This is a genomic window from Myxococcus sp. CA040A (genome assembly GCF_013336725.1).
Lineage (GTDB): Bacteria > Myxococcota > Myxococcia > Myxococcales > Myxococcaceae > Myxococcus > Myxococcus llanfairpwllgwyngyllgogerychwyrndrobwllllantysiliogogogochensis.
On sequence record NZ_JABUMR010000008.1, the window covers coordinates 426,363 to 448,139 of the forward strand.

20 protein-coding genes, 2 tRNA genes and 1 pseudogene are annotated in these 21,777 nt (G+C 67.7%); 4 read left to right on the forward strand and 19 right to left on the reverse strand.

What is annotated here, in order from left to right; translation table 11 throughout:
• Positions 1 to 244 precede the first annotated feature (244 nt).
• Positions 245 to 997, forward strand: a complete 753-nt coding sequence (locus HUA75_RS34445) for a sulfotransferase domain-containing protein (protein ID WP_217446405.1) — start codon at positions 245 to 247, stop codon at positions 995 to 997.
• A 95-nt stretch (positions 998 to 1,092) separates the two neighbouring features.
• Entirely contained in the window at positions 1,093 to 2,022 is a 930-nt protein-coding gene (locus HUA75_RS34450; RefSeq protein WP_174488794.1) for a biosynthetic peptidoglycan transglycosylase, read from the forward strand.
• Positions 2,023 to 2,193: 171 nt separating this feature from the next.
• On the opposite strand, the gene HUA75_RS34455 is transcribed toward HUA75_RS34450, so the two are convergent.
• Positions 2,194 to 3,021, reverse strand: a complete 828-nt coding sequence (locus tag HUA75_RS34455) for a glycosyltransferase family 2 protein (protein WP_174455394.1) — start codon at positions 3,019 to 3,021, stop codon at positions 2,194 to 2,196.
• A 15-nt stretch (positions 3,022 to 3,036) separates the two neighbouring features.
• Positions 3,037 to 3,783, reverse strand: a complete 747-nt coding sequence (locus HUA75_RS48055; protein WP_174488795.1) for a galactosyltransferase-related protein — start codon at positions 3,781 to 3,783, stop codon at positions 3,037 to 3,039.
• A gap of 134 nt (positions 3,784 to 3,917) precedes the next feature.
• On the opposite strand from HUA75_RS48055, the gene HUA75_RS34465 reads away from it, so the two are divergent.
• Entirely contained in the window at positions 3,918 to 5,225 is a 1,308-nt protein-coding gene (locus HUA75_RS34465) for a polysaccharide deacetylase family protein (RefSeq protein ID WP_174488796.1), read from the forward strand.
• A 57-nt stretch (positions 5,226 to 5,282) separates the two neighbouring features.
• Here HUA75_RS34465 and HUA75_RS34470 read toward each other — a convergent pair.
• The 14 genes and pseudogenes from HUA75_RS34470 to HUA75_RS34535 all read right to left on the reverse strand — a co-directional run bounded on the left by HUA75_RS34470 (position 5,283) and on the right by HUA75_RS34535 (position 17,415).
• A tRNA-Pro gene (locus HUA75_RS34470) sits at positions 5,283 to 5,359 on the reverse strand.
• A 207-nt stretch (positions 5,360 to 5,566) separates the two neighbouring features.
• A pseudogene (locus tag HUA75_RS34475) lies at positions 5,567 to 5,845 on the reverse strand (integration host factor subunit alpha); the annotation flags it as partial.
• Between the two features lie 99 nt (positions 5,846 to 5,944).
• Complete coding sequence (pheT, locus tag HUA75_RS34480; protein ID WP_174488797.1) at positions 5,945 to 8,359, reverse strand: phenylalanine--tRNA ligase subunit beta; 2,415 nt, start codon at positions 8,357 to 8,359, stop codon at positions 5,945 to 5,947.
• A 90-nt stretch (positions 8,360 to 8,449) separates the two neighbouring features.
• On the reverse strand, positions 8,450 to 9,499 hold the full coding sequence (gene pheS / locus HUA75_RS34485) for a phenylalanine--tRNA ligase subunit alpha (RefSeq protein WP_141640621.1): 1,050 nt from the start codon (positions 9,497 to 9,499) through the stop codon (positions 8,450 to 8,452).
• A 160-nt stretch (positions 9,500 to 9,659) separates the two neighbouring features.
• Positions 9,660 to 10,007, reverse strand: a complete 348-nt coding sequence (gene rplT, locus HUA75_RS34490; RefSeq protein WP_141640620.1) for a 50S ribosomal protein L20 — start codon at positions 10,005 to 10,007, stop codon at positions 9,660 to 9,662.
• A gap of 95 nt (positions 10,008 to 10,102) precedes the next feature.
• A complete protein-coding gene (rpmI, locus tag HUA75_RS34495) occupies positions 10,103 to 10,309 on the reverse strand; it encodes a 50S ribosomal protein L35 (RefSeq protein WP_141640619.1) in 207 nt (68 codons plus the stop codon).
• 272 nt (positions 10,310 to 10,581) lie between these two features.
• Complete coding sequence (gene thrS, locus HUA75_RS34500; protein ID WP_141640618.1) at positions 10,582 to 12,510, reverse strand: threonine--tRNA ligase; 1,929 nt, start codon at positions 12,508 to 12,510, stop codon at positions 10,582 to 10,584.
• Between the two features lie 76 nt (positions 12,511 to 12,586).
• A tRNA-Val gene (locus tag HUA75_RS34505) sits at positions 12,587 to 12,658 on the reverse strand.
• A gap of 96 nt (positions 12,659 to 12,754) precedes the next feature.
• Positions 12,755 to 13,441: a uracil-DNA glycosylase gene (locus HUA75_RS34510; protein WP_174488798.1), complete on the reverse strand. Its 687-nt coding sequence runs from the start codon at positions 13,439 to 13,441 to the stop codon at positions 12,755 to 12,757.
• A complete protein-coding gene (locus HUA75_RS34515; RefSeq protein ID WP_174488799.1) occupies positions 13,438 to 14,223 on the reverse strand; it encodes a hypothetical protein in 786 nt (261 codons plus the stop codon). The genes HUA75_RS34510 and HUA75_RS34515 overlap by 4 nt, the downstream gene beginning before the upstream one ends.
• A gap of 5 nt (positions 14,224 to 14,228) precedes the next feature.
• Complete coding sequence (locus HUA75_RS34520) at positions 14,229 to 15,386, reverse strand: AI-2E family transporter (protein WP_174488937.1); 1,158 nt, start codon at positions 15,384 to 15,386, stop codon at positions 14,229 to 14,231.
• A 293-nt stretch (positions 15,387 to 15,679) separates the two neighbouring features.
• Positions 15,680 to 16,093 carry a PEGA domain-containing protein gene (locus tag HUA75_RS34525; RefSeq protein ID WP_371746258.1) on the reverse strand — a complete coding sequence of 138 codons (414 nt, stop codon included), beginning with the start codon at positions 16,091 to 16,093 and terminating at the stop codon, positions 15,680 to 15,682.
• Between the two features lie 48 nt (positions 16,094 to 16,141).
• Positions 16,142 to 16,948, reverse strand: a complete 807-nt coding sequence (locus HUA75_RS34530) for a hypothetical protein (RefSeq protein ID WP_141640615.1) — start codon at positions 16,946 to 16,948, stop codon at positions 16,142 to 16,144.
• Between the two features lie 116 nt (positions 16,949 to 17,064).
• The gene (locus tag HUA75_RS34535; protein WP_141640614.1) at positions 17,065 to 17,415 is read right to left on the reverse strand and encodes a PilZ domain-containing protein; all 351 of its coding nucleotides are present in this window, start codon (positions 17,413 to 17,415) and stop codon (positions 17,065 to 17,067) included.
• Between the two features lie 164 nt (positions 17,416 to 17,579).
• Here HUA75_RS34535 and HUA75_RS34540 point away from each other — a divergent pair, with 164 nt between their 5' ends.
• Positions 17,580 to 18,308 carry an FKBP-type peptidyl-prolyl cis-trans isomerase gene (locus HUA75_RS34540; protein ID WP_174488800.1) on the forward strand — a complete coding sequence of 243 codons (729 nt, stop codon included), beginning with the start codon at positions 17,580 to 17,582 and terminating at the stop codon, positions 18,306 to 18,308.
• Between the two features lie 10 nt (positions 18,309 to 18,318).
• On the opposite strand, the gene HUA75_RS34545 is transcribed toward HUA75_RS34540, so the two are convergent.
• The 3 genes from HUA75_RS34545 to HUA75_RS34555 all read right to left on the reverse strand — a co-directional run bounded on the left by HUA75_RS34545 (position 18,319) and on the right by HUA75_RS34555 (position 21,696).
• Positions 18,319 to 19,269: a class I SAM-dependent methyltransferase gene (locus tag HUA75_RS34545; RefSeq protein ID WP_174455386.1), complete on the reverse strand. Its 951-nt coding sequence runs from the start codon at positions 19,267 to 19,269 to the stop codon at positions 18,319 to 18,321.
• A 30-nt stretch (positions 19,270 to 19,299) separates the two neighbouring features.
• Positions 19,300 to 21,285: a hypothetical protein gene (locus tag HUA75_RS34550; protein ID WP_254627907.1), complete on the reverse strand. Its 1,986-nt coding sequence runs from the start codon at positions 21,283 to 21,285 to the stop codon at positions 19,300 to 19,302.
• A gap of 207 nt (positions 21,286 to 21,492) precedes the next feature.
• Positions 21,493 to 21,696 (reverse strand): cold-shock protein, encoded by a 204-nt coding sequence (locus HUA75_RS34555; RefSeq protein ID WP_141640610.1) that lies wholly within the window; start codon positions 21,694 to 21,696, stop codon positions 21,493 to 21,495.
• Positions 21,697 to 21,777 lie beyond the last annotated feature (81 nt).

Sequence of the window (21,777 nt, forward strand, 5' to 3'; positions counted from 1 at the left end):
CCCGCACCTCCGTGTCGCGGCTCACTGCGTTGCGAATAGCGGGCAAGAAAGTAAATTCAGAAATCGCCTGAATATTGCGATGTTCTGACTATGCAGCTCTGACAAGCTTGGCCGGGTGAGCATGAGTGAGCGGCACGGCGTCACGAATCGTCCGACCCGGCCAGCAACGGACCCGATGAGGGGTCTGGTTGGCGGGTTGATGCGCGCACGGTGGGCGCTTCGGTCGGCGCGCTCGTGGCTGCGCGTGCGTTACGTCTGGCTCAAGCCCCGCCCTGGGGACATCTACATCGCCACCGCGGCCAAGGCCGGGACGACGTGGATGCAGCAAATCGTCTTCCAGTTGATCCACGAGGGACGTGGCGAGTTCGAGCACATCCTCCAGGTGTCCCCATTCCTGGAGCAGCTCGGGACGAAGCCCCAGGCGGAGCAGGTGCTGGCCAGACTGCCCTCGCCCCGCATCTTCAAGACGCACCTGAGCCATGGCTTGCTGAGGCCTCCCGCCAACAGCCGAGTCATCTACGTCACGCGTGCGGCGTCCGACACCCTGGTGTCCTACTACCACCACGTGTGCAGAGCCCATGGCGCGCATCTGGACTTCGATCAGTTCTTCCAGCGGGAGATGAAGAACCGCGGGTGGTCGTCCCACCTCAGGTCCTGGTGGCCGAACCGCCGGGCGCCCAACGTCCTGCACGTGCGCTACGAGGATCTCGTGAGAGACCGCGAGCGAGAAGTGCGGCGCGTCTCCGCGTTCCTCGCGCTTCCACTTCCTCCAGAGCGACTGCCGGACATCCTGGAGAAGACGAGCTTCGAGTACATGAAGCGGCACAACGCCCGCTTCGCGCCGCCCATGCCAGGAGGCTTGAGCGCGGAGGGATTCATCCGCGAGGGCAAGGTGGGGAGCGGCCGCGACGCGCTCGATGCCGGGCAGCAGGTCCTGCTCGAGAGGACGCTGGCCCCGCTGTTCCGCGAGCTTGGCATCACCGGCAACGAAGTCTGACAGCTGACCACGAGAATAGGGTTGCCAGCATCATGTCTCAGAGCCCCCGTAGCGCCCCTGACCGGTCCGTTTCCCCCAAGCCCAAGCGGCGCGGCGTGTTCCGGCGCCTCGCGCGCGGGACGCTGGTGCTGCTCGCCATCGTGGGCATCCCCTTCGCGATGTACGTCACCTGGGTGTCGCATCAGCTGCCCTCCGTGAGCCGGCTGGGCGAGGAGAACCCGGAGCGCACCAACTACATGCGCCTGGCCATCTCCGAGGGACAGCTCCCCGAGAACTTCGCGGTGACCTGGCTTCCCCTCTCCTCGATGTCCAACGCGCTGGTGTGCGGGGTGGTGAAAGCGGAGGACACCATCTTCTTCCAGCATCGGGGCTTCAACTACCGGCAGACGTTGCTGGCCATACACGGCCGCTTGAATGGCCGGGTCGTCGGGCACAGCACCATCACCATGCAGCTCGCGCGCAACCTCTTCCTCGGACCCGAGCAGACCTTCGAGCGGAAGCTGCGGGAGATCCTCCTCACCCGCGACCTGGAGCGTGAGGTGCCCAAGCAGCGCATCCTGCAGCTCTACCTGAACATCATGGAGCTGGGCCCCGGAGTCTGGGGCGTGGGACAGGCCAGCCAGTACTACTTCCAGAAGCAGCCCGCGCAGCTCGACGCCTTCGAGGGCACGCTCCTGGCGGCCATCGCGCCCGCGCCGCGCCAGCCCCTGGAGGGACCGAATCGCGAGCGAGCACGAAAGAAGCAGGCCTCCGTCCTGTGGCGCATGTTCATCTCCGGCCTGCTCGGCCCGGAGCAGTACCAGTCACTGGCCCTCCGCCATCAGGTCCTGTTCCAGGCCCTCGAGAAGGGAGTCCCGCTGCAGGAAGCGCTGCGGATCCCCACTCCCGCCGACGTGCAGCCGCCCCCCGTGCCATTCCGTGTCGTCACCGAGGAGATTCCCGAGGAGCGGATGCTGGAGGAGTCCTGCGGCTATCGCAGCGAGCTCGGCTACTACACGGGCCCCAACCCCGTCCCGAAGTTCTGAGAGGCAGCGGGCTCCCGCGCAGGACACGCCCTCATCCGCGAGACCGGGCCTTCACCGACAGGGGCTGGGGCTGGCCTGCCTTGACGGAGGAGTTACGAGGAGAACAGCCGGCGCAACCAACCGGTGAGCCCGCTGGCGGATGGAGCCGGCCTTCCGTCCAGGTACGAGGAGTTACGAGGAAAAGAGCCGGCGCAGCCAACCGGTGAGCCCGCTGGCGGATGGGGCCGGCCTTCCGTCCAGGTATGCGGCGGGCACCTGTTGCCGGAGATCCTCGGGGAGCGTGTGGAACGCATACTCCCGGCCCGGAGGGATGGGCTTGAGCTTCACGCCTCGCGTCTCGGTGAGGTAGTCGTACCCGACGCGTTGGAAGCGCGATTCCGGATCCAACCGGACGTAGCGGTCTCTCCGCGCGATGCGGTCCTCCGGCTTCACCATGCGCAGGTGATACAGGCCGTGGTCCAGCATCAGGTGCCGGGCCCCCACGAGTTGCTCGGGGTACCACACGCCATGAAACTTCGTATGGCGCCGGCCTCCGAAGGTCATCGCATCAGGAAGAGGAAAAGCGCAGCAGCGGGTCTTCCGGCCCCAGAGGCCATCGGCGCGGTACTGCGCGACGCCGTCCCACAGCTCCCGGTAGCGCATCGCCACGAGGGGCCGGTTCTGCTTCTCCGCCTTGAGGAGGTACTCCGGCAGCCGCGCGAGAAAGCCCTGCTCGAAGCGCTCGTCGGCGTCACCGCAGAGCACCCACCGGGCGCCCAGCTCCTTCGCCCGCCGCAGCAGTCGGGAGCGGTTACCGGGCTCATCCCAGCCCACCTCGTCGGGACGCGGCGGGTTGGTGAGCACGTCGGCCATCTTGGGCTCAGCGGCGAGAATGGCGCGCGTTTCATCCGTCGACCCGTCGTCCAGCGCGACGAAGGCATCCACATGGTCGCGCAGATGGTCCAGGCACCCGCGCAGGTAGTACGCCTCGTTCCGAAGCTGCAGGACCGCCACGAGCATGGAGTGTCCCATCTCCTATCGCCGCCAGTCGAAGGCGATGCGCTTGAAGCTCTCACCCCAGCCCTCGGGGTTCGCCTGCGCCGACGAGGGGCTGAAGATGCGCTGCGTGTACTCGGGTGAAGGCATCGCGCTGGCCTGCCGCACCTGCCGGGGCTCGAGGGACAGGTGGAGGATGCGCATGTCCTCGAGCGGAAAGAGGTACGTGTCCGTCATCATGAGGCGCACGCGCAGGTTGTCGTCGTCACCGCCCCACTGGTCGAAGGTCTCGTCGTAGCCATGGATGGCATTCAGGCGCTCGCGGGCCACGCAGATGGAGCCGTAGATCGTCACGGGTTCCGTGAACGCCGTCGCGAGAGAACCTCCGGCGGACTCCACCTGGTCGAACGTCGCGAAGGCGACGTGGCCGAGCGCCGCCGTACCGGGGTTGGCCGCGATATGCGCGAGCGCGATGGCGGGCACGTCGGTGACGAAGGCGGACTCGGGCGACATGACGAGCACGTGCTCGCCGATGGCATTGCGCACCCCCACGTTGATGGCGCGACACGGCGGCCGCCAGGGGTGGTCGAAGTCGTTGACGATGATGCGCCACCGGATGGACGGGAAGTCGCGGACGAGGCGCATCACCTCCCCTTCTTCGCTCGGCTCGTCGAGGACGATGACCACCTCGGTGCCTGGCCGGGCGAAGTACGGCGCGTTCAGCAGCAGCACCCTCTGAAACTCCCGGATGCGCTTGAAGTACGGCATGACGACACTGAGATTCACCCGTTCCCTCCACTTCGTGCCCGGAAGCTCCGGACCGCCCGGCGAGGACCGAATGATACATTTTCCTGAATAGCCGTGTTCACCGCTTTAACATATTCTACGCGCTTCACGGCTTCCGCCCTGGAGCACCCCCCATGCTTGTCGCCCCTGTCCGCTCGCGCCTCACGCGGATGTCACTCCTCGCCGTCCTCGTCTGCGTGGCGGCATCCTGCAAGAAGCGCGATGCCCCCTTCGGGGAGCCGATGGAGACGGACTTCGGCGCGCACCCGCTGCAAGTCACGGCCTCATTCGACGGGAGCAAGCGCTTCGCGATGTGGCTCGACACGTTGGGGTTCGCCCGGAAGCTGGAGCGGGAGACGGGCAAGCCGCTCCACTACACCTACTTCATCAACACCGCGTACTACGACCCCACCGTGCAGGGTGTGGCGATTGATCCGCTCGACGTGCCGACGACGGCTGAAGAGGCCCGAGTGCGATGGGCCCTCACCCAGCAGGCCCTGAACGAGGGGCATGAGGTCGCGAACCACACGGTCCGCCACGCGTCCGGGCAGACATGGACTGACGACGCCTGGCGCAAGGAGATCGACGAGTTCCACGCGCTGGTGGAGGCGAACCTCTTTGAGCCCGTCGTCGATGCGAAGGGCAAGGCGGTGTTCCCGAAGTGGGAGCCCTTGAAGACGGCGGCTGCGGGACAGCCGGGTGCGCGATGCGGCGCCGACGCGGACTGCCAGGGCGGTACGTGCCTGCACCTGACCGAGGACGTGGGCGTGTGCAGCACGACCTGCAATGCCAATACACCCTGCGTGGCGGGCTTGGTCTGTGGAAGCCCGACGTGGACAACCGCGACGGACGTTTGCATTCCCCCTCCGGCCTTCCCCATCGAACATGAAGGCAAGGTGCTGTTCGACGCGGAGGGGAAGCCCCAGCGAGACAACCTCCGGCCGTACCGGGTGGTGGGGTTCCGCGCGCCCTTCCTGCACTTCAACTCAGCCCTCTACCGGGTGCTGTCCGCGCGCGGCTACGCGTACGACAGCAGCCCGAGCTGGAAGCTCGGCCCGCCCAGGCGCATGACGAAGGAGCCCGGACTGGGAATGGTTCAGTTCCCGCTGATGTGGATGAAGGGCGCGCTCACGTACTCGATGGACGACGCGTACAACTCGAAGGGAGGCACGGGAGCGCAGATGGAGGAGGACTACCAGAAGGCCCTCCACGCGGCCTACGAGGACTTCGGGCGGGTGCCGTGGAACATGGGCCACCACTTCGCGCTGTTCCGGGGCGGTGACTACTGGCGCGCCATGCAGAAGACGCTCACCTACGCCGCCGCGGGCTGTCGGGATGAGAAGGGGGCCCGCCACTGTCAGGAAGTGGAGTTCCCCTCCTTCCGCGAGCTCGCCGAGAAGAAGATTCCGAGCTGGGACGCCACCGCCGCGTCGAAGCCGTGACAAAAAGGTGAAGGCCCTGGACTTCTCGGCTTTCGCCTAGGAGTCCAGGGCCTTCGATGGTCGGGGCGACAGGATTTGAACCTGCGACCACTTGCACCCCAAGCAAGTGCGCTACCAGGCTGCGCTACGCCCCGAAACCGCTTGTGCTGCCGCCGTCGTGAAACGGTGCGCCCTTATGCCCCTACACAACGCTCAGGTCAAGCAGGAGCAGCAGGTCGCGGTGGGAAAACTCACCCTTCTGAATCTTCCATTCCCTCTTCGTCGAAGTCCTCGCCCCGGGCCTCGGCCGCGTCCGCCGCCGCTTCCTCGCGCGCGTCGATCTCCGCGTGATCTTCCGGCGGGGCCTCCCCGTTGAGGGCGCTCTTCAACACCTGACTCGGCCGGAAGGTCAGCACCCGACGGGCCGAGATTTCAATCTCCTTGCCCGTCTGCGGGTTGCGACCCACGCGCGCCTTCTTCTGGCGCACCTGGAAGTTGCCGAACCCGGAGACCTTGATCTTGTCGCCGCGCTCCAGCGTTTCCTTGAGCGTGTCGAACACGAGCTCCACGATTTCGGCCGACTCCTTCTTCGAGAAGCCGACCTTCTCGTAGACGCCCTCGATGATGTCCGCCTTCGTCATGCGAATCCTCGGGATGCCCCCACCCTCAGCACGGTGAACGCCCAAATACTGTGGCAGCCTTCCCGAAGGCAAGTCAACCCTCTGACTTCATTCAGGAATTCAGGCACGCAGCGAGGCACCCAGGCGCTGGTTCACCTCGCTGATGATGCGCTGGTGCGCCTCCGTGACTTCCACGTCGGTCAACGTCCGCTCCGCCGAGCGGTAGCGCAGCGCGTACGCCAGGTTCTTCTTCCCCTCGGGAATCGGCTTGCCCGTGTACACGTCGAACACCAGCGCGTCCTCCACCAGCGGACGGCCCACTTCCAGGATCACCTTCCGCACCGAGTCGTTCGCCAGCTCCACCGGCACCACCACCGCCAGGTCGCGGAGCACCGCGGGGAACCTGGGCAGCGAGTGGTACTCGGGCACCAGCCGAGCCGCCGAGTACAGCGGCTCCGTGTCCAGTTCGAACACGAACACTCCCTCGGGCAGGCCCAGCGATTTCACCACGCGAGGGTGCAGCTCCCCTACATGGCCCAGCACCGTGCCGTCCGCCAACTTCACCTCCGCGCTGGCACGCGGGTGGTACGCCGCAGGCCCGCCAAGCGACCAGGTGACGCCGTCCACACGCAGCGCCCCGAGCACCGCCTCCACCGCGCCCTTGGCATCGTAGAAGTCCGCCCGGGCATCCTTCTGCGTCCAGCTCCGGCCGCCACCTCGCAGGCCCCACACCAGGCCCGCTACGCGGTTCACTTCGCGCGCCGCCGGCCGGGTCCCCTGCCCGCCCTCCGAGTCCCGGAAGTAGGCGCGGCCCGTCTCGTAGAGGCACACCGACTCCACCTGGTGCCGGACACTGCGCGACAGGTTCTCCAGCAGCCCGGGGAGCAGGCTGGTGCGCATCACCGACTGCTCGACACTCAGCGGGTTGAGCAGCGCCACCGGCTGCTCCTTCAGGCCCAGGACCTCCAGGCTCTTGGGCGCGACGAACGAGTAGTTCACCACCTCGTCCAACCCCGCACCCGACATCGCCTGCCGCAGGCGACGCTCCGCCTCGGAGTGCGCCGGCTCGGGCGCCAGTGAGGCGAGCCCGCGCGGCAGCTTCGCCGGGATGTTGTCGTAGCCGAAGACGCGAGCGACCTCCTCCAGCAGATCCTCCTCGCGCTCCACGTCCACCCGCGCCCTGGGCACCGAGTACGTCGCCTGCCCCGCGCTCTCCGCCAGCTTCTGGAAGCCGAGCGCCTCCAGGATGCGCCGCACCTCCGCCTCGGGCACCGCCACGCCCAGCACCTTCTCCACCCGGGCGAAGCGCAGCGTCACCTGACGCGGCGGCTTCTCGTCCGGATAGATGTCGATCAACCCCGGCGCCACCGTGCCGCCCGCGAGTTCGACGAGCAGCTGCGCCGCCCGCTCGATGGCGGGAACCACCGCGTCCAGGTCCGCCCCACGCTCGAAGCGGTGGGACGCCTCGGTGTGCAGCGCATGACGCTTCGCCGCCCGGCGCACGCCCGAGCCCAGGAAGTTCGCCGCCTCCAGCAACAGGCGCGTCGTCTTCTCCGTCACCTCGCTGTCCCCGCCACCCATGACGCCCGCGAGCGCCTGCGGCCGGTCCCGGTCACAGATGACCAGCTCATCCTGGTCCAGCGTCCGCTCCTTGCCGTCCAGGGTCGTGAGCTTCTCGCCCTTCTTCGCCCCGCGGACGACAATCTCCTGCCCCGCGAGCTTGTCCAGGTCGAACGCGTGCAGCGGCTGCCCGAACTCGAGATTGACGTAGTTGGTGATGTCCACCACGTTGTTGATGGCCCGCACGCCACACGCCTTCAGCCGGTCCTGCATCCACTGCGGCGACGGCTTGATGGTGACGTTCTCCACCACTCGCGCCCCGTAGCGCGGGCAGCGCACCGAGTCCTCCACGCGGACCTTGACGCTCTGGGACGCCGGCGTCCCCGACTCCGTCAGCTTCGGCTGGGGCACCTTCAATGCCGCCCCCGTCACCACGCTCACCTCGCGCGCCACGCCCAGGTGGCTCAGCGCGTCCGGCCGGTTCGGCGTGACGTTGACCTCCAGGACCACGTCATCCAGCCCCAGCGCCTCCGCGATGGGCGTGCCCGGCTTCAAGTCAGGCGACAGGATGAGCAGGCCATTGGACTCCTCGCTCAGCCCCAGCTCCTTCGAGGAGCAGAGCATGCCGGAGCTGTCCACGCCTCGCAGCGCGGCCTGCTTGATCTCCATCCCGTTGGGCAGCTTCGTGCCCACCGTGGCCAGCGGAACCTTGTCGCCGACCTTGTAGTTCTTCGCGCCGCACACCACCTGCACCAGCGCGCCGCCCCCGGCGTCAATCTGCGTGACGGAGAGCTTGTCCGCGTTGGGGTGCTGCACGGACTCCTTGATCTGCGCCACCACCACGCCTCGGAGCCCATCCCCCGGACGCTCCAGGCCTTCGATCTCCAGGCCCGCGGCGGTCAACTTGCGCGCCAGCTCGTCCACCGACGGCGGCAGCGCCACGTAGTCGCCAAGCCACTTCACCGAAATCTTCACAGGTCCACCCTCTTGCTCTCGGGACGAAGACAGGAGCGCGACCACGCCACCCCGCCAGGCGGGAGGCTCGGGCGGCCGCGCCCGAAGGACTCAGAACTGCTCGAGGAACCGAGCGTCGTTCTCGAACATCATCCGCAGGTCGTCGATGCGGTAGCGCAGCATGGCGATGCGCTCCACGCCCATGCCGAACGCGTAGCCCGTCACCTCGCCCGGGTCATACCCCGCGGAGGTGAACACGTTGGGGTGCACCATCCCGCTGCCCAGCACCTCCAGCCAGCCCGTCTGCTTGCACACGCGGCAGCCCTTGCCGCCACACGAGGTGCAGGAGATATCCACCTCCGCCGACGGCTCGGTGAAGGGGAAGAACGACGGGCGGAAACGCGTGCGCGTGTCCGAGCCGAAGAACGCCTTCACGAACGCGTCCAGCGAGCCCTTCAGCTCGGCGAACGTCACGTCCTTGTCCACCAGCAGGCCTTCCACCTGGTGGAACATCGGCGTGTGGGTGATGTCCGAGTCGCGGCGGTACACCCGCCCCGGCATCACCGCGCGGATGGGCGGCTTGCGCTGCAGCATGTACCGCACCTGCACCGGCGACGTGTGCGTGCGCAGCAGCACGGAGCTGTCCGCCTTCTTCGCGTGCCCCAGTGACGGCTCGTCCACGTAGAACGTGTCCTGCATGTCCCGCGCGGGGTGGTCCTTCGGGAGGTTCAGCGCCTCGAAGTTGAAGTAGTCCAGCTCGATTTCGGGGCCCGCGGCCACGTCGAAGCCAAGCCGGGAGAACGTCCGGACGATGTCCTCCATCGTCCTCGACACCGGGTGCCGGCTCCCCGGCGCCACCGCGCGACCGGGCAACGTCACGTCCAGCCCGGGCCCCTGGAGCTGGGCCTCCAGCGCGGCGTCTTCCGCGCGCTGCGTGGCCTCGGCGAGCAGCTTCTCCAGCTCCGCCTTGACGATGTTGGCCACCTCACCCAGCGCCCGTCGCTCCTCGGGGGGCAGCTTGCCCATGCCGCCAAGGACTCCGGACAGCTCGCCCTTCTTGCCCAGGTAACGGACCCGAAGCGCTTCCACCGCGGGCAACTCGGACGCCCCCGCGATCTCCCGCCGAGCGGCCTCCGCCAACGCCTGCAACCTGTCCCGCATGGCCTTGTCGCCTCCGTTGCACGGCCCCTGGACGCATGGCCCATCGGGGCAAAAAAAAGGGCCGCCCTGGAGAGGCAGCCCGTTTACTCACGCAGGCGGGCGGCCCGTGAAGGCCACCTCACCCGCTCTGTCGCTGGCCCTCAGGGAGGACCGGCGTGAATCAGGCCGCCTTCGCGATGTTGGCGATGGCCGCGAAGCCCGAGGGGTCCGCGATGGCCATGTCCGACAGCACCTTGCGGTCCAGGCTGATCTTCGCCTTCGCCAGGCCGGCGATCAGCTTCGAGTAGGACAGGCCGACCGTGCGGGCCGCCGCATTGATGCGGACAATCCACAGGCGACGGAAGTCCCGCTTGCGCTGCATGCGGTCGCGGCTGGCGTAGTCCAGGGCGCGCTCAACCGCCTGGTTCGCCCGGCGGAAGCAGTTCTTCCGGCGGCCGCGGAAACCCTTGGCCAGCTTCAAAATCTTATTGCGACGGCGACGAGCCTTTACACCCTTCTTGACGCGCATGTTTCACTCACTCCGGACTGCGTAGGTTGTCAGCCCCCGCGCGGTGCCGGCTTCACGCCGCTCCGCCAAGGGCCACGAGGTTGCCGAGCCGTGGCTCAGGCCCCGTAGGGGAACATTTCCTTGATGACCTTCTTCGCATCCATGTCGCGAAGATGGCTGGTGCCGCGGTTGCCGCGCTTCTGCTTCGGCGTCTTGGCGTGAGTGAAGAGGTGCTTGCCGTAGGCCTTGCCGTGCTTGACCTTGCCGCTCTTCTTCACCTGGAAGCGCTTCTTCGCGCCACTGCGGGTCTTCAACTTCGGCATCGTCCTGATTCCTTCCTTACAGCGTGCCGTCAGCGTCACGGCCTCTGGCGTTTTCACCCAAGGCCACGGCGGGAGCCGGCAGCCTCTACCACTATTTCTTTTCAACTGGAATGGCTACCGCCGACCGCACGCCAAGCCGTCGACCTACCGTCCCCGCGCCCCCTGCCCTTTCGGGCTGGGTGCGACGATTCCTACAAAAGTGCCCCAAGATACTTGGGCATGACGGGGAGTCAAGACCTGTCCGCAATGCACGGACCACCCCGTCCAACGGCCTACGGCAGGGCGGTCTCCTTGGCCAACAGGGCCTCGAAGTCCGCAAGCTTCATGCTCTTGAGGTCCTCGCCCCCGTACCGGCGGGGCGCCACGCCCTCCGCGGCGACCTCGTTGTCGCCCACCACGAGGGTGAACGGAATCTTCTGGAGCTGCGCCTCGCGGATCTTCGCGTTGAGGGACATGCCGCGGTCGTCGAAGTCCACCCGGAAGCCCTTGGCCCGCAGCGTGTCGCGCACCTTGCGCGCGTAGTCCGCCTGCCGGTCCGCCACGACGACGATGACCGCCTGGATGGGCGACAGCCACGCCGGGAAGGCCCCCGCGAAGTGCTCGATGAGGATGGCGGTGAAGCGCTCGAAGGAGCCGAAGATGGCGCGGTGGAGCACGACGGGCCGGTGGAGCGCGTTGTCCTCGCCCACGTAGGACAGGTCGAAGCGCTCCGGGGCCAGGTAGTCCAGCTGCATGGTGCCCAGCTGCCAGCGGCGCCCGATGCTGTCGGACACCGTGAAGTCGATCTTCGGGCCGTAGAAGGCGCCGTCGCCCGGGGCCAGCTCGTACTCCAGGCCCAGCGACTCGAGCGCCGTCTTCAGGCCCGCCTCGGCGCGATCCCACAGGGAGTCATCCCCCAGCCGCTGCTCCGGACGCGTGGACAGCTTCACCGCGTACGTCAGGCCCACCGCCTTGTAGACGTGGTCCAGCAGCTTCACGAAGCGCTTCACCTCGTCGGTGATCTGCGCCTCCGTGCAGTAGATGTGCGCGTCGTCCTGCGCGAACTGGCGCACCCGGGTGAGGCCGCCGAGCGAGCCCGCCGCCTCGTTGCGGTGCAGCACGTCCTGGGTGTGCAGGCGCAGCGGCAGGTCGCGGTAGCTGTGCTTCTTGAAGCCGTAGAACAGGTGGTGCGACGGGCAGTTCATCGGCTTGAGCGAGAAGTCATGCTCACCCGACTCACTGTCGAGCACGAGGAACATGTTCTCCTTGTACTTGCCCCAGTGGCCGCTCGTCTCCCAGAGGCCCTTGTTGAACATCAGGGGCGTCTTGATCTCCACGTAGCCGTCATTCGCCGTGAGCCGGCGCATCCAGTCGGAGAGCGTCTGGTAGAACGTCGTGCCCTTCGGGGTCCAGAAGGCGGCGCCGGGCGCGTACGGGTGGAAGTGGAAGAGGTCCAGCTCCTTGCCCAGCTTGCGGTGGTCGCGCTTCTTCGACTCTTCGATGCGCGTCAGGTACTCCTGCATCGCCTTCTTGTCGAAGAAGGCCGTGCCGTAGACGCGCTGGAGCATCGGGTTGCGGTGGTCACCGCGCCAGTACGCTCCGCTGGACGAGAGGATCTTGATGACGCCGATCTTCCCGGTGCTCGGGGCGTGGGGCCCCAGGCAGAAGTCCACCCAGTCGCCGTGGGTGTAGAGGGTGAGCGTCTTGGCGCCGCGCGCGGCGATGTCCTTGACGATCTCCACCTTGAACTTCTCGCCCTTCTCCTCGAAGAGGCGAATGGCGTCGTCCATGGAGATTTCGGTCCGGACGAACGTGAGGTCCCGCTTCAGCTCGGCGTTCGCCTCGGCCTCGATCTTCTCCAGGTCGTCGGGCGTGAACGGCTTCTCGCGGAAGAAGTCGTAGTAGAAGCCCTCCTCCGTCGCGGGACCGATGGTCACCTGCGTGCCGGGGAAGAGCTTCTGGACGGCGCTGGCCACCACGTGGGCCGCGTCGTGCCGGATGAGCTCCAGGGACTCCGGGCTCTTGGGCGTGAAGATCTGCAGCTTCGCGTCCTCGTCGAGCTTCCGGGCCAGGTCCATGTCCTGACCGTTCACCCGAGCGAACAGCGCGGCCTTCGCCAGGCCGGCACCGATGCTCTCCCGAACGAAGTCCGCGATGGTGGTCCCCCGGGCGGCCTGCTTCTGACTGCCGTCGGGGAGGGTGACCGTGATCATGTCGGACATGCGATACCTCGGAAAAACCGCGGGCGGCAGGGCTCTTGAAAGCCGTGCCGCCCGCTGGAGATCACATCAACTGTGTTGGGTCGTAGTGGGATCGAACCACTGACCCCTACCGTGTCAAGGTAGTGCTCTACCGCTGAGCTAACGACCCGGTGCTGAGGTGGCGCGGGGAATAACAGCGGGCTCCCGTAGCTGTCAAGCAAACACGCGACTGCGCATCCGATCTTCCCAATTTCCCGGCGCGTCCCTACGGCTTCGCTGCGATCAGCGCTCGGACCCTCGCCATCACCGCGTCGAACATGGCCGGCGTCAGCCGCCCCGTCTGCGTGTTCTGCTGACTGACGTGGTAGCAGCCCAGGAGGATCCGCCCATCCGAGAGCTCCAGCTCCGCTCCGTGTCCGAACGCGGGGCGCGGCGATCCGAACTTCATTCCGGTCCGCTCCAGCGAGGCGAGCGCCGCGTTCCAGCCGATGGCCCCCAGGGCGAGCAGCACCCGGGCGGGCAACAGGGCCATCTCCCGATCCAGGAACGGCGCACAGCGAGCCAGCTCCTCGGGAAGCGGCTTGTTGTCCGGTGGAGCGCAGCGGGCGGCCGCCACGATGAAGGCATCCCTCAGCGCCAGCCCGTCCTCCCGGTGCTCACTCGTCCCCTGGTTCGCGAACCCCGCCCGGTGCAGTCCCGCGAAAAGGAAGTCCCCGGACCTGTCTCCGGTGAACATGCGCCCCGTCCGGTTGGCCCCATGCGCCGCCGGCGCCAGGCCGACGATGACGAGCCTCGCCCGCGGATCTCCGAAGCCCGGCACCGGCCGCCCCCAGTAGGTCCACTCGCGGTAAGCGCGGCGTTTCACCCGGGCGACTTCCTCGCGCCACTCCACCAGCCGGGGACAGCTCCGGCACGATGAAATCTCCTGATGCAGCTGCTCCAGCTTCGTCACCGCGCGCTCCCGCTCACCGCGGCCTCCAGCCGCTCGACCCAGGCCCGGGCATACCCCAGGGACTCCGGGTCCGCGCCCACTTCAAGCTCCAGCTCCGTGGCCGGCTCCTGGACGAACAGCGCGACGAGGGTCACCTCATCCAAGGGCTCCCTCACGCGGATCCGCCGGACAGCGCCGCCCAGCGCCCTCCCCTTCGCGTCGGTCCACAGCAAGACCCTCGAAGCCGAAGACCTCCAGGGCCACGCGCCGAGAGCCGGGCCACGCCCACCCAGCGCGATGGGCCCCAGCAGCTTCGCGCCCGGGAGCTGCACGAACTCGCCCCAGCCCGCCAGGCTCGCGTCCTCGGGCCCGGGAAACCACGCCACCCGCGAGGGCCTTACGTCCGCCACGCGACTGGCGACGTCCACATCGAGCCCCCCACGGACCTCCACCGCCACGGCCCTGGGCCCCAGCCGGTGGTGCCAGCCCGACGCGTCGAGCGTCGACGAATCCACCCAGAGCCCCACCCGGGGTGCCCGCCCGAGCTGCCGCGCATGCGCCTCCAGGAGCGGTGGACGGACCTGGACATAGACCTCGGGGAAGCTCTTGAGCGCCTCCAGCGTCGAGTCTCGCAACATGTTCGATCGGGTGCTCAGCCACAGCACCGTCCCGCTACCAGCGAGGGAGCGCAGGGCATCCGCATCCACCGACTCATCCACCCGGAGGTGGAGCCGATAGTGGGGCAGCGTCAGGCTGGCGGGGCCTGGAGCCTGCGCCAGCACCGCCGCCAGCAACACCGCCACGCCGATCACTTCGAGCGAGCCTCGCCCGTGTACAGCGAGGTCCGCTGGTAGCGCTGCACCACCACGCTCAAGACAACCTTGAGGATGGCCGCCACCGGCACCGCCAGGAGGATGCCCACGAAGCCGAACAGCTCACCGAACGCCAGGATGGCGATGATGACCGCCACCGGCGCGAGCCCCACCTTCTCTCCGACGATGCGCGGGGTGATGACGAAGCCCTCCAGCATCTGGCCGAAGATGAACGTGCCCGCCACTACGCCCAACTGCCAGGGCCCCTGCCACGACAGCATCAACCCCACGAGCGAGAGCACGATGCCGAGCCCCGTCCCCAGGTACGGCACCATGTTGCCGAACCCGGCGATCACCCCGATGACGATGGCCATGTCGATGCGCGCCACCGACAGGCCCGCGGCGTAGATGACCGACAGCATCGCGCCCACCGTCAACTGCCCGCGCACGAAGGCGGACAGCACCTCGTCGACCTCCGCGAAGCGACGTCCCACCAGCCCCACCGCGCGACGCGGCAGCAGGTCCTTCAGCCGCCCCATCAGTCGCGGGTAGTCCTGCAGGAAGAAGAAGGCCAGCACCGGCACCACCGCCAGCCCCAGCAGCGTCACGACGAACCGCGCCGTGTTGCCCGCGAAGGCCGCCACGAGGCGCGCGGCGGCGGGGCCCGCGCTCTGCACCAGGTCCGACGCCTGCTGTCCCAACTCCGTGGTGCGCTGCCGCACCAGGTCCGGCACCGAGCGCCCCAGCAACCCCTCCAGCCGAGGCACCACCTGCGTGCTCGCGCGACGGAAGAAGTCCGGCAGCTTCAGCGCCTCGTCACGAAACACCGGGACGAGATAGAGCACCGCGCCCACCATCAGCAGGGTCCCCGCCACGAAGACCACCGTCGTCCCCAGCGTCCGATCCAACCCCCTGCGCTCCAGGGCCGTCACCATCGGATTGAAGATGTAGGCTCCGGACAGCGCCAGCAGCACCGGCACCGCCACGCCACCAAACACCGCCAGCAGCGCGAACACCAATCCCAGCGAGCCCACCATCACCGCCGACCACCACAGGTCGATGCGGCGAGCCTCGACCTCCGTCAGCTCGACCTCCGGCACCGCGGCCACCAGCGGCGACGGCGCTTCCTTCACGGAGTGAAGCACGGGAGGCACTGGTGCCTGGCTCACCGACCCGGGGCTGCTCTTCTTGTTGTTGCGGCGTCCGATGACCCACTCCTCTTCCACGAATCGTTCGTGGATTACGGCTTCTTCAAGCCGTCATTGCGCATCCCGAAAGCGTCCAGCTTAGGCCCCGTCAGGGTTCGGACGGAAAGGCCCGGACCCACGGCTCATCATCGCCCAGGCTTCCTGGGAAACCACGAGGGCATCCGTGGCGCGGTCCCGCCTGGTTGGATGAACGGCAGGCAGCCCCCTTGGACATCCCCGCCGCGAACCGGCGACACCCGTCACGGAGTGCTTCCCCCGGGCGCGCTCTCCGAGGAGCGCAGTTGGATGGTCAGCCTCGCCCGGGCACCACTGGGCTCGTAGTACGTCGTATAGGGCCAGTACCCCTGCTTCTTCACTTCGATTTGATGCAGGCCCGTCCCCAGCGTCAGCCCCCGGGGATTGCCGGCGTAGTCGCTGCATGCGCCCTGGAGCACGCCGTCCAGATACACCTCGGCGTCATCGGGATCACAGCGCAGCACCACGTCTCCGCTCGTGCCCTGGGCACCAGCCATCAGCTCGCGCGCCCGCGCCATCGAGTCGGGCTCCTGCTTCCCCGCGCACCCCAGCAGTGACAGCAGGAACAATCCCGCGCCGTACCTCGGCCACCGTCCCACCCGCGCACCACTCACCCCATCACCCTGTCGACCTTCCACCGAAGTCCCCTGCCGCGCGGAACCGGGCCTCGGGAGCCAGCATCCGCGCTACTGCGTGACGATGACGACACGGCCCTCGGCCAGGAAGCCCGTGTTGACCTCTCCCAGCGTCTTCACGTCATCCGAGGCGAGCACCAGGTCGGAGCCCTTCAACCCGGTGGCCTTCACCACCATGGGCTTCTCTCCCACCAGCGCGGCCTTCTTCGCCGCATCCAGGCTGTTGAACCACGCGGCGACACCGGTGGACTCGCGGACCTCGCTCGCGAGCGCACCCGCCCCATAGAGCGCCTTGCCCGCCGCATCCAGCAGCCGAGGCGCGAGCACGGGCTTGAGCCCCAACCCTCGCGCATCCACCACGAGCCCCGTGTACTTCTTCGCGCCGGCGCTGTTGAAGACGATGGTCGCGCCCGGTGCGGGCACCACCAGCGCGGACGTAATCGCCGCCAGCGGCACCTCCACATCCAGCTCCACGCCACTGTCCGAGAAGAAACGCTTGGCGACGACCTTGTGGCCACGGACCGCCGTCTCCACCCGCTCGCGCACCTCGCTCCGCGCCATCTCGTCGCCGACGCTCCGCCCCGCGCTCAACTGCAGCGTGCGCACCTGCTCGAGGAGATTCTTGGACGCATCCTGCTTCGCGGAGCGCTCGGCCCCCAGGCGCGCCTGCCCCGGATTCGCCGCCTTCAAATCGGGAGCACCCGCCCCGGTCGCCCGAAGCACCTGCCCCTCCCAATTCACGCCCACACTCCCCACCGGACGGACAACCTCAACGGTGGGGACGGGCTTCGCAGCCTTGCCCTGGCCGAACGCCGACAGAGGCACGGCCAGCAACACCGCCCATCGCAAATGCCGCATGGAGCTCCTCCCGTCCTCACCCGATACCTTGGGTAGTCCCAGGGCAGAATGGCTGCCCATTCAAGGAGCCCGCCTCCTTGGAAGTCAAGACAACCTCCGAGGAGCAACGCGTCGCGTCAGTTCTCGCTGCCCGGGCGGCCGTGACGGTCGACGTAGGCGTCAATCATCTTCCGATGCCGCTCGGTGAGGAGGGTGAACTTCACGCCGGAGCGCTCGCCGCGTTTGGCGGTGGACAGCTCCACCCACTCGCGTACGACTTCGCCTTCCGCGTAGATGATTTCTTCCGAGCCCGGGAGCTGGAACTGGAGGCCCACGCGCTTGGCTTCGTGCTGGGGTTCAATCAACCGTGCCAGACTCACCCCTTCCGGGCTGATGTCCGCGGCCCGCGACATGTACGGCACGCCGCCCATGTACTTGTTCAGGTAGATGTCGAGGGGCGCCCGCTTCGCCTTCCGCTTGTCGCTCATCGCTCCGTCGCCTCCGCTGCGTGCAACAGGTTGCTCCGGGGTTGAAGCAACCTGGATGCAGGGTAGAGGCAGGTGCTGAACTCGCAAGAAAACGACCCACCACTCCGTGCTGGGCGCGAGCGCGTGGGCCCTATATTCCAGCCCACATGATGAAAGGTGGAAGCATGCGAACGACGATGTGCATGGCGACACTCGCCCTGGTGCTTGGCACCACGGGAGCACACGCCCAGGGTGGCGGCGCGGCGAAGAAGTCCGAGCCCACGGCGAAGGCTCCCGCGGCCCCGACTTCTCCTCCCGGGGAACTCTCCGAGGACGGAAAGACCATCTACGCGCTCGGCGTCAGCGTGGGGAAGGACCTCTCCCTCTTCGCCCTCACGCCAGAAGAAGTCCTCATCCTCCAGCGTGGCGTCGCCGACGGAATGGCCGGCACTGCCACCGTCGAGCCGAAGGAGTACGCGCCCAAGATTCAGGCGTTCGCGAAGTCGCGTCAGTCCCAGGCCGGCAACGCGGCGCTGGAGCGCGCGGCGAAGGAGCCCGGCGCGGTGAAGCTGCCCACGGGCGTCATCTACCGCGAGACGCAGGCGGGCAACGGCAAGAGCCCCCGCGTCACCGACACCGTGAAGGTCCACTACGAAGGGCGACTGGTGGATGGCTCCGTGTTCGACACGTCGGCCAAGCGCGGCATCCCCGTCGAGTTCCCTCTCAACGGCGTCATCGCCTGCTGGACCCAGGGCGTCGCGCGGATGAAGGTGGGCGGCAAGGCGAAGCTCACGTGCCCCGGCGCCACCGCGTACGGCGAGCGCCCTCCTCCGGGCTCGCGCATTCCGCCCAACGCCGTCCTCGTCTTCGACGTGGAGCTGGTGGACATCCCCGGCGACACGTCTCGGCGGTAAGCCGCGCGGCTCACTTCACCCGACGAATCCAGAAGCTCCCGGGCCAGTCCACGGGAGTGCCTCGATACGACGGGAAGGCCTGACGCAGTCGGTCCGCATGCGTCAGGTGCATGAAGCTGCTGCCCCAGAGCACCTCGAAGCTGTCATTGAAGGACAGGAACGCCTGGAGCAGGTACTGCTCCGTCCAGAAGCGCCGGTGCTCCAGCACCCAGGCCCTGGGGTACTCCGCCGGCAGGAAGATGTCGTGGATGTGCACCACCACGCCCTTCTTCAACCGGGGCAGCAGCTCCAGGAACTCCACCTGGACGTCACTGCCCACCTTCAACACGTGGCTCGAGTCGATGAAGAGGACGTCGTTCTCCTCCAGCCTCGCCACCTCCGACAATGGAATGTCCTGCGCCTTCATCGGCTCCAGGCGCGTCAGCCCGGGGAAGCCCGCGCGCAGCACGTCGCTCGGATAGGGCTCGAACGCCACCAGCTCACAAGCGGGCGCGCCGTGTGACTCATTCACCCGGCACGCCTGCGCCGCCAGCCGCGTGGACCAGCCCGAGCCAATCTCGAAGAGCCGGCGCGGTTTGAGTTCCCGCACCAGGCAGTACAGCAGCTCCGCGTCCACCGTCCCGAACGCGCTGTTGTCCAGGTGGAACTCGTGCGGGACGCCCGTGGGCTCGCGCGGGAAGGCCGTGTATTCGTCGCGATACTGCGTGGAGAAGCGCTCCAGGAGTTCGAGCTGCCTGGACTCGCGCAGGTCCACGCCCACCAGCTCCGAGCGCGCGCTCCAGAGCGACTCCGGCAGCGAGCTTGTGTCGGGGATGGGCTGATAGAAGTGGTTCGGCGTGACGTGGTAGCCGCTCCGCTCGAAGACCTGGAACAGCCGAGGGTCGTCGAGCAGCCCGAGCCGCCGGCCTCCGTTCACCAGTCCTTGGGCCAGCAGCTCCTTGAGTCGACGCTTGATGGGCATGTGCGGCGCGCAGCCTACCACCGCGTGAGACTACGGCTTCCCCTTCAACGCGGCCTCCGTCGCCCGCAGCAGCGGCTCCGCGCTCACCGGTGCGCCCGTCGCATGCGTCATCCACACGTCCGGCGTCACCGAGCCATAGGTCGCCATCCGCTCGAACTCCGCGCCCAGCGGCCCCTTGCGAGACAGGTGTTCTTCAATCTGGAACGCGATGAGGTGCCCCAGCGGATAATCCGGCAGGTACAGCGGGTAGCTGATCATGTGGCTGTAGATGGCGAGCAGCGTGGTCCCCTCGCCCCCCAGCACCGGCGCGAAGTAGCGGGCCCACACGTCGCGGGAGATCGACACCACCGCCTCACGCAGCTCCGCGGCCGTGGCCTCCGGATGCGCGTACAGCCAGTGCCACACGCCCATGTCCACCATCGCGATGCCCGAGCGCTCCCACGTCTGCCAGAAGTCTCCGAGCACCCGCTCCCGCTCGCTGGCCGCATCCGGCTTGCCCAGCCCCAACAGCTCCAAATCCCGCGCCTGGAACACGAAGGCCAGCGCCTCCGTGAAGGCGTTGTTGGGGACACCCGTGAGCAACGTGTGGTCCACGCCGTAGAGGCTGAAGGCCTGCTCCACGTTGTGCCCCAGCTCGTGCACCGCGATGTTGTAGCCCTTGTAGCTCATGCCCTCCTTCTCCACGCGCGTGCGCAGCCGAGGGAAGTCCCCTCTGCGCATCGCCTGCTGGGCATGTCCCGCCCCCCGCGAGGCATCCACGCGGATGTGCGCCGCGAGCCAGTCCGCCTTCTGCGCGCTGAACCCCATGCCGCGAAGGATGCGGGGCAGGTCTTGCGCAAACGCCTCCGCGCTCGGGTAGCGCTTGCGAGTCAACGCATCCAGCTCCGACTCCGGCCGCTGGGCGCCCGGCTTGAACCCCGCATACCAGACGTCCTGCGGCTCCAGCTTCCGGCCCAGCCTTGTCTCAATCTCCTTCGCCACACGCGGCACCAGCGGGGACTCCAGCACCTGCGTCAGCAGCGCCTTCACCCGCTCCTCGGGCAGCTCCCGACCCAGCTCGAAGGCGCGAGCGATGCGCGTGGGCGCCACCGGCACGTACGGGTCCGCCTTGCGCGCGGCCTGGAAGATGGCGAGCAGCCGCGCGTAGCGCACGTCCTGCTCCCGCGTCGCGTCCGCCTTGGCTTCCTTCGACGGCGCATCCGCCTCCACCGTGTCCGCCGGCGCCACCGTGACGACGTTGGTGTATGGGTTCCAGTCCAGCCTCGGGTTGTCGATGACGGCCGCCGGAATCGTCTGGGTGAGGATGCGCTCCATCACCTGGACGATCATGCGCTGCTTCTCGCGCCCTCGCGGGTCCGCGTAGTCCGCCTTCAGCTCGTCGCGCAGGTTCCAATGGCTGATGAGCCGCAGCCCCTTCGGGAAGAGTCGCTCGCCGCGCTCGTCCAGCAGGTGGTGCATCCACACGTTGTACTCGGCGATGTAGAGGTTCGCCGCCGCCACCTCACGCGAGGACTCCTGGGCGATATCCGCGGGAACCCGCATGCTGAAGCGCCCGGCGAGCCTCGCCTCCGCCCACTGCCTGCGCGTCCACGTGGGCCCCTTCTCCGTGCGCTCCGCCAGCGTCGTCAGCGGGAAGTTGAGCAGCACCACGAAGGCGACCTTCGCGCGGAACAGGTCCTCGGTGACGTGCGAGGACGGGTCATACGCCGCCACCAGCGGCTCCACCGGCAACAGCGGCCCCAGGTCCAGGTCCGTGTACCACTGCGTCTCGCGCCCCAGCTCGAGCATGTGCCCATCCAACTGCTCGAACAGCCGCTCCAACCGGGCGAACGTCGCGTCCAACACCCGCGCGTCCGACACGAACTGCTCACTCACGAAGACAGACAGGTCTCCGTCCTCGGCCCGCCATTGCAGGGCGACCTGATCGACGCCCCGCTCGATGCGCTCGCGCGACGCCTCCCCGTGTTTCGCCACGAGTCCGGCCTTCACCGCCGCCAGGTCGAACGCGGGCTTCATGGCTCGGGACTCCTCCGGCGCAATGACAGGGGGCCGTGCGGCGGTGGCACATCCCAATGCCAACAACAGGGGCCAGGAACGGACGGCGGAAACGAAGCGTGGCTTTGGAGAGGACATGGGCAGGCACCAGAAAGCACGAAGGGCCCGACCTTGGCAGGCCGGACCCTCATGATGCATCCAGGAAGTCGTTGCGAACGACGTCGGGAATCAGCCAGCGCGGACGTTCTGCGCCTGCAGACCCTTGGGGCCGCGGGCCACTTCGAACTCCACCTTCTGCCCCTCCTGGAGGGTGCGGAAGCCATCCATGTTGATGGCGGTGTGGTGGCAGAACACGTCCTCACCACCGCCGTCCTGGGTGATGAAGCCGAAGCCCTTCGCATCGTTGAACCACTTCACGGTACCAGTAGCCATTCGATTTCTTCTTCTTTCGTCACGGACGCGAAAATCCGCCGTCCGGTCCTACCGAGCGAACCCTAAAGGACCCGGGGAATC

Bases quoted from the DNA above. Each gene is read 5' to 3' on its own strand.
- HUA75_RS34465 (WP_174488796.1), top strand. From the start codon at position 3,918: ATGCTTGTCGCCCCTGTCCGCTCGCGCCTCACGCGGATGTCACTCCTC.
- thrS (WP_141640618.1), bottom strand. From the start codon at position 12,510: ATGTCCGACATGATCACGGTCACCCTCCCCGACGGCAGTCAGAAGCAG.
- HUA75_RS34555 (WP_141640610.1), bottom strand. From the start codon at position 21,696: ATGGCTACTGGTACCGTGAAGTGGTTCAACGATGCGAAGGGCTTCGGC.
- HUA75_RS34540 (WP_174488800.1), top strand. From the start codon at position 17,580: ATGCGAACGACGATGTGCATGGCGACACTCGCCCTGGTGCTTGGCACC.
- HUA75_RS34535 (WP_141640614.1), bottom strand. From the start codon at position 17,415: ATGAGCGACAAGCGGAAGGCGAAGCGGGCGCCCCTCGACATCTACCTG.
- HUA75_RS34550 (WP_254627907.1), bottom strand. From the start codon at position 21,285: ATGAAGCCCGCGTTCGACCTGGCGGCGGTGAAGGCCGGACTCGTGGCG.
- rplT (WP_141640620.1), bottom strand. From the start codon at position 10,007: ATGCGCGTCAAGAAGGGTGTAAAGGCTCGTCGCCGTCGCAATAAGATT.
- HUA75_RS34455 (WP_174455394.1), bottom strand. From the start codon at position 3,021: ATGCTCGTGGCGGTCCTGCAGCTTCGGAACGAGGCGTACTACCTGCGC.
- pheS (WP_141640621.1), bottom strand. From the start codon at position 9,499: ATGCGGGACAGGTTGCAGGCGTTGGCGGAGGCCGCTCGGCGGGAGATC.
- rpmI (WP_141640619.1), bottom strand. From the start codon at position 10,309: ATGCCGAAGTTGAAGACCCGCAGTGGCGCGAAGAAGCGCTTCCAGGTG.
- HUA75_RS34545 (WP_174455386.1), bottom strand. From the start codon at position 19,269: ATGCCCATCAAGCGTCGACTCAAGGAGCTGCTGGCCCAAGGACTGGTG.
- HUA75_RS34530 (WP_141640615.1), bottom strand. From the start codon at position 16,948: ATGCGGCATTTGCGATGGGCGGTGTTGCTGGCCGTGCCTCTGTCGGCG.